Raw genomic sequence first — 6,767 nt, 5'->3', positions numbered from 1 at the left:
GAGTTCGCCCCGGGCCGCGTACGCCCAGAAGGGTGCGCCGTCGTCGTCCTGGGTGGGCGTAAGAAGCGCAGCGGCCTTCTCGTCTGCCATGTGGCTGTCCTCCTGTGAGTGCTGCTTCGTCGTGGCTGGTCGCGCCCCGCGGCGGAGCCGCTGATGACACGGCCCCGCGCCCCTGAAGGGCTTTCCTCCTACGCCCCGCGCAGCAGCACCGCTGACGTGGGGACGCCCTCGCCCGCTGTGACCAGGCAGGACTTCGCGTTCGGGACCTGGGCCGTGCTGGTGCCGCGGAGTTGTTTCACGCCCTCGTTGATGAGGTTGAAGCCGTGGACGTAGGCCTCGGAGAGGCCGCCGCCGCCTGTGTTGATGGGCAGGCGGCCGCCGATCTCCAGGGCGCCGCCCTCGGTGAACGCGGCGCCCTCGCCGCGTCCGCAGAACCCGTACCCCTCCAGGGAGAGCGGGATGAGCGGGGTGAACGCGTCGTAGATCTGCGCCACGTCGACGTCCTCGGGAGTGATGTCCGCGTGCTTCCACAGGTGGCGGGCCGCCGTCCAGGCGGGGCCGGTGAGCGGGTCGTCGTTCCAGTAGTTGACCATGCCGTGGTGCTGGGCCGGCAGGCCCTGCGCGGCGGAGTGCACGTAGACCGGCTTCTGCCGGCAGTCGCGGGCCCGCTCGGCGGAGACGATGACGCAGGCCAGCGCGCCGTCCGTCTCCAGGCAGTTGTCGTAGAGGCAGAGGGGCTCGCTGATCCACCGGGACGTCATATACATGTCCCGGGTGAGCGGGCGTTCGTACATGATCGCGGCCGGGTTCTGGTTGGCGCGGTTGCGGCAGGCGAGCGCGACGTTGAAGAGGTGGTCGCGGGTCGCGCCGTACTCGTGCATGTAGCGCCGGGCCAGCATGCCGATCTCGTCGGCGGGCCGCAGCAGCCCGAAGGGCCGCGTCCACTGCGCGGGCGTGGGGAGTTGGACGGCCGTGTTCTTCCAGGGCCGGGGCCCCGAGCCGCGCTTGCGGGACCGCCAGGCCACGCCGACGCTCGCCTGCCCGGTGGCGACGGCGGCCGCGAGGTGGGCGATCGTCGCGCACGAACCGCCGCCCCCGTACCCGACCTTGGAGAAGAACGTGACGTCGCCCGCCCCGATGGCTTTGGCCACCTCGACCTCGTCGGTCTCCTCCATCGTGTACGAGGCGAACCCGTCCACCTCGGAGGGTGCGATGCCCGCGTCGTCGAGCGCGGCGAGGATCGCCCGGCACGCCAAGGTCTTCTCGGATTCCGGGAGTTGTTTCGCGAAGGCCGTCTGGCCTATGCCGACGACGGCCGTCGCGTCCTTCAGTCCCGCCATGGGTGCCCCCAGTGCCTGGATCCCGTCTGCTGACAGCGCGTCAGGCTACAGCTAATCTGACGGATAGTCAGCTACGGTGTTGTGGGAGGTCGTTCGATGCATCCGCGGACAGACGGCGTGACAGACGGCGAATGGGGCACGATCCCGGAGCTGGTGCGGGACGCGGTGCGACGGCACGGCGGGCGCGAGGCCGTCGTCGAAGGACGCACCCGGATCACGTACGCGGAGCTGGGCGAGCGCGTCGACCGGGCGGCCGCCGCCTGTCTGGCCACCGGCCTGGAGCCGGGCGACCGGGTCGCGATCTGGGCGCCGAACACCCTCGACTGGATCGTCTCGGCGCTGGGCGCGGTCAGCGCGGGCGCCGTCCTCGTCCCGCTCAACACCCGCTTCAAGGGCGCCGAGGCCGCCGACATCCTCGCCCGCTCCCGGGCCCGCCTGCTCTTCATCACCGGCACCTTCCTCGGCACGTCGTACGTCGCGTCGCTGCGCCGCGCGCAGGAGGCGGGCGCCGAACTCCCTTCCCTGGAAAGGGTCGTGGTCCTCGGCGACAGTGCGCCGGACGCTCCCGGGTACAGCACCTGGAAGGAGTTCCTGGCGGCCGGCGACAAGATCACGAGCGAGGACGTGCGGGCCCGCTCGGCGCTCGTCGCCACCACCGATCCCTCCGACTTCATCTTCACGTCGGGCACCACGGGACGGCCGAAGGGCGCGGTCATCACGCACGCCCAGACCCTGCGCGGCTACGAGATCTGGTCGGACCTCGCGGGCCTGCGCGAGGGCGACCGCTATCTGATCGTGAACCCGTTCTTCCACACCTTCGGCTACAAGGCGGGCATCATCGCCTGCCTGATGCGCGGCGCCACGATGGTCCCGCAGCCCGTCTTCAACGTGGACACGGTCCTCGCGAACATCGCGGCGGAGCGGATCTCGGTCCTGCCCGGCCCGCGACGCCCACGACCTGTCGGCGCTGCGCCTGGTGGTGACGGGCGCGGCGGTCGTCCCGCTGCAACTGGTCGAGCGGCTCCGCGGCGAACTCGGCGTCGGCACCGTCCTGACCGCGTACGGGCTGTCGGAGGCCAGCGGCATCGTGACGATGTGCCGCCGCGGCGACCCCGCCGAGCTGATCGCGGCGACCTCGGGCCGGGCCATCCCGGGCACGGAGGTCCGGGTGGCGGCGGACCCCGGCGAGCCCGGGGAGGTGCTGGTCCGCGGGTTCAACGTCATGCGGGAGTACTTCGAGGACCCGGCGGCGACCGCCGAGGCGATCTCGGCCGACGGCTGGCTGCGGACCGGGGACGTCGGCGTGCTGGACGCCGACGGCTATCTGCGGATCACCGACCGCATCAAGGACATGTACATCGTGGGCGGGTTCAACGCCTACCCGGCCGAGATAGAGCAGCTGCTCGGGCTGCACGCCGAGGTGGCCGACGTCGCGGTGGTCGGGGTGCCGGACGGGCGGCTCGGCGAGGTCGGCAAGGCGTACGTGGTGCGCAGGCGCGGCGCGACGGTCACCGGCGACGACCTGATCGCGTGGGCGCGGCGGGAGATGGCGAACTACAAGGTGCCGCGGTTCGTGGAGTTCGTGACGGAGCTCCCGCGCAACGCGTCGGGCAAGGTGGTGAAGGGGGCGCTGCGCTGACGGCCGCGGTGCGGGTTCAGGGGTCCGGTGCGGCCGCCGTGATCTCGCGGCGGCTGGACACGCCGAGCTTGGCCAGGATGTGCTCCACGTGCGCGTCGGCCGTCCGCTTGGAGATGACGAGGCGGTCGGCGATCTCCCGGTTGGTCAGGCCCTGGGCGACGAGCGCGGCCACCTCGCGCTCGCGGCGCGTGAGGACGTCGTGGGTGACGGGCGCGGCGGCGTCCGGGGCGGCGTCCGGCTCCGGCGGGACGTCCGCGTCGGCGCGGACCGCCCGCAGGATCCGGGTGCCGGTGAGGCGGGCACCCCGGGCGTACCAGCGGGCGAACTCCGCCTCGCCCAGCGTCGCCGCGAGCGACTTGCGGGTCTGCGCCGTCGGCACCTTCAGCAGCGGCGGCAGCATCGCGAACGGCTCGCCGCCCACCCGCGCGTGGTCCGCGTACCCGAGCAGCCAGGCGGCGCGCACCGGCCGGTCCGCGTCGGCGGCCACCCATGACAGGCCGAGGCAGCAGGCCGCCGCGACCAGGATGTTCTCGATCTCGCCGGCCAGGTCGAGCGCCCGGCGCAGCGGCTCGGCGACGGCGTCCCCGCGCTGCCCCGCGACCCAGCGGACCAGGCCCTGCACGCACAGCAGCGTGCCGCGCAGCTGCCACTCCCCGGCCCGGCCGATGACGGCGAGGCCCTCCTCGCACCACTTCAGGGCGGTCGCCGTGTCCCCGACGACGGCCAGCGCGAGGCCGCCCTCGTAGCAGGCGCCGCCGTAGCCGATGAGGTCGTCGGCGTCCCGCAGGCGTTCGCGCGCGGCGGCCATGGCGGCCGGGCCCGCCGGGTCGCCGCCGAGGGTGGCGACGCCGCCCAGGGCCACCCCCGCGAAGTCGACGATGCGGGTCTCACCGAGCCGCAGGGCCATCTCCAGCGCCTGCCGGAACCGGGCGTGGCCCAGGACGCTGTCCCCCGCACGGGACACGGCGAGCCCGCTGACGAACAGTCCCCACACCCGCTCCGTGCACTCCTGGGGCACGAGGACGAGGCCCTTCTCCAGCCAGTAGAGCCCCTCGGTGAGCATCCCGGCCGACCGCCAGTACATGGACAGGTTCGCCGCCATGTAGAGACCGTCCGCAGCGTGCTCCGGGTTCGCGTACGCGTACTCGAACGCGGCCCGCAGATCGGCGTGCCCGGCGCGCAGCGCACGGTGCAGCCCCAGCTGGGCGGATGACGCGTACGTGTCGCGGTAGCGCTGCACCAGCGACCGGTGGTGGGCGAGGTGCCGCTCGCGGACCGCGTCCGTGCCGCCCGACTGGCCGAGCCACTCGGCGCCGAACTCCCGGATGGTGTCCAGGAGCCGGTAGCGGTCGCCGGTCTCGTCCACGCGCCGCACGACGGACTTGTCGACGAGCCCGATGAGATGCCCGAGCATCTCCGGCGCTCTCAACTCCTCGTCCGCGCACACCGATTCGGCGGTCTGCGGGTCGAACTCCCCGGCGAAGGCGGAGAGCCGCGCCCACAGCAGCCGCTCCTGCGGCGTGCACAGCTCGTGCGACCAGCCGATCGCCGTCCGCAGCGTCTGGTGCCGGGTCAGCGCGGTGCGCCGTCCGCCGGTGAGCACCTCGAAGCGGTGGTCGAGCCGGGACATCAGCTGCTCCAGCGGCACGGCCCGCAGCCGCACCGCCGCCAGCTCCAGGGCGAGCGGGATGCCGTCGAGCCGCCGGACCAGCGTGCCGATCTGCTCCCTGTTGTCGTCGGTGACGCCGAACCCGGGGGCCGCCTCCCCGGCCCGCTGCACGAACAGCTCCACCGCGTCGTCGTCGGCCAGCGGCGGAATGCGGCAGCAGAACTCGCCGGGCACGTCGAGGGGTTGACGGCTGGTGGCGAGCACGCGGACGTCCGGCGCCTCGCGCAGCAGGATGTCCGTGAGCATCGCGCACCCGTCCACCAGGTGCTCACACGTGTCGAGGAGGATGAGCAGCCGACGGCCCTGGAGGTGGGCGACCACCGCGTCCAGCGGATCGCTCCCCGACTGCTCGGGCAGTTGCAGGACCGCCGCGACGGTCGCCGGGATCAGCTCGGGGTCGCGCAGCGCCGACAGCTCGGCCAGCCAGATACCGTCCGGATACGCGTCGCGCAGGCCCTGCACCGCGCGCAGTGCCGTACGGCTCTTGCCGACGCCGCCGGGCCCCGTCAGCGTGACGAGTCGCGACTGCTCCAACGCCGTCCGTACATGGGCGAGTTCGCTGCTGCGGCCGACGAATCCGGTGAGTTCCACCGGGAGTTGACCGCCCCTGCGCTGACCGAAGCCGAATCCCATGCCGCCCTCGCCGCCTTCCGGGGCGCCGCCCCGCCACGGACCGTGGGCCCCATGGTACGCAGCGTGTCGCACGCCGGTCCGGCTGTTGCGAAGGCGTCAGCCCTTCACGAACCCGGCGAACACGGACCAGGCCTCCGGCCGGACCGTGAAGGTGGGTCCGGTGGGGTTCTTGGAGTCGCGGATGTGGATGGCGTGGGGGCGGGTGGCGATCTCCAGGCACGCGCCGCCTTCGTCGCTGCTGTAGGTCGACTTGAACCACTTAAGTTCTGCTGCGGTGCTCACAGTTCTCCTAGCAGTCGGGTCAACAGGCCCGTGGACTGCTGTGTGGTGAGGTCCTGTGTCCGCAGCATCGCATACTTGCGGGCCAGCCTGGACACTTCGTTCGGGTCGGCGACCAGCTGGCTGCCGCGCTGGGTCTCGGTGTACGCGAGGTGCTGGTGGTCGGGGGTTTCGAGGAGGGCGAAGGGCCCGGCAAGCCCCCCGTGCGATGGGCTGTCCAGTGGAATGAACTGCAGGGAGAGGCAGGGGAGTTCGGCGAAGGTGAGTAGCTGTCGAAGCTGCTCGCGCCGCACCCGCGGCTCGCCGATCCTGAGATGCAGCACCGGCTCCCAGACGACGAAGCTCAACGTCGGCGGCTTCTTGCGGCGCAGGATGTCGCGACGTGCGGTGCGCGCGGCCGTCCGCGTCTCGATCTCGTCCTCGTCGTAGGCGGGCACGCGCTCACGGAACACCGCCCGCGCGTACTCCTCCGTCTGGAGAATGCCCGGCACGACCAGCGCGTCGTACCACGAGATGGTCGTGGCCTCCCGCTCCTGACGCATGTACTCCTCCGCCCAGAGCGGGAACTGGTCCGCCTCGGGCATGTTCGCCGCACCGGCCGCCAACACCCCCTTGGTGTCGAGGAGTTCGTCCAGCGACTCCGCGAGATCGAGTTGAAGCGTCCGTCTGCCCTGCTCGACGGAGGCGATCGTCTCGTCGTCCACCTGGACCAGGGCCGCGAGCTGGGCCTGGGTGTGGCCCGCTGCCTGGCGGGCCGCCTTCAGCTGGCGGCCCACCATTTTCATCGTCGAGATGTTCCTCTTCCGAGGAGCCTGCCTGGAGGTCATGGTCATAGAACTCCCCCTGTCCGCCCGCCGCGGAGCATGCGGCACCCGTACACCTCCCGTACAAAAACTGTGTACGGGTTCACCGGCTGATTCACGCTAGGCACCCTGCGCGACGCTCGTCCCGTGAACGAGACGATCTCCACCCGCCGGAATCCGTCGAGCCGCGACATCGCGCTGCGCAGAGAGCGGTTCTACCCCCGGGACCGGCGCACGGTCCCGGCCGCGCGCCGGTTCGCGCGCTGCGCGCTGGACGACTGGGGCCTCGGTGCGCACGAGCGGAGCGCGGACGTGGCGCTGTGCGTGAGCGAGCTGGCGACGAACGCGTTGCGCCACGGGGTGCCGCCCGGGCGCGGCTATCAGCTCCACCTCTCGTACGGGAA

At 72.2% G+C, this 6,767-nt stretch carries 5 protein-coding genes and 1 pseudogene; 2 read left to right on the top strand and 4 right to left on the bottom strand.

Features of this window, described 5'->3' with window-relative positions; translation table 11 throughout:
• Window positions 1–188: 188 nt before the first annotated feature.
• Window positions 189–1,340, bottom strand: coding sequence for a lipid-transfer protein (locus M4J07_RS45940; protein WP_255982997.1), 1,152 nt, complete (start codon window positions 1,338–1,340; stop codon window positions 189–191).
• A 96-nt stretch (window positions 1,341–1,436) separates the two neighbouring features.
• On the opposite strand from M4J07_RS45940, the pseudogene M4J07_RS45935 reads away from it, so the two are divergent.
• Window positions 1,437–2,979, top strand: a pseudogene (locus M4J07_RS45935) (FadD3 family acyl-CoA ligase).
• 16 nt (window positions 2,980–2,995) lie between these two features.
• Here M4J07_RS45935 and M4J07_RS45930 read toward each other — a convergent pair.
• From M4J07_RS45930 to M4J07_RS45920, 3 genes are all read right to left on the bottom strand, one after another.
• Window positions 2,996–5,281 carry an ATP-binding protein gene (locus M4J07_RS45930; RefSeq protein ID WP_255982995.1) on the bottom strand — a complete coding sequence of 762 codons (2,286 nt, stop codon included), beginning with the start codon at window positions 5,279–5,281 and terminating at the stop codon, window positions 2,996–2,998.
• A 96-nt stretch (window positions 5,282–5,377) separates the two neighbouring features.
• Window positions 5,378–5,563, bottom strand: a complete 186-nt coding sequence (locus tag M4J07_RS45925; protein WP_255982993.1) for a DUF397 domain-containing protein — start codon at window positions 5,561–5,563, stop codon at window positions 5,378–5,380.
• Window positions 5,560–6,345: a helix-turn-helix domain-containing protein gene (locus tag M4J07_RS45920; protein WP_255982991.1), complete on the bottom strand. Its 786-nt coding sequence runs from the start codon at window positions 6,343–6,345 to the stop codon at window positions 5,560–5,562. Before M4J07_RS45920 ends, M4J07_RS45925 begins: the two co-directional genes overlap by 4 nt.
• 165 nt (window positions 6,346–6,510) lie before the next feature.
• Here M4J07_RS45920 and M4J07_RS45915 point away from each other — a divergent pair.
• Window positions 6,511–6,767: ATP-binding protein (locus tag M4J07_RS45915; protein WP_255982989.1), on the top strand; the 257-nt coding region annotated here is incomplete at its 3' end.

This window comes from Streptomyces longispororuber (assembly GCF_024448165.1).
In the GTDB taxonomy this organism is placed as follows: Bacteria; Actinomycetota; Actinomycetes; order Streptomycetales; family Streptomycetaceae; genus Streptomyces; species Streptomyces longispororuber_A.
This window is presented reverse-complemented; position numbering and strand designations above follow the sequence as displayed.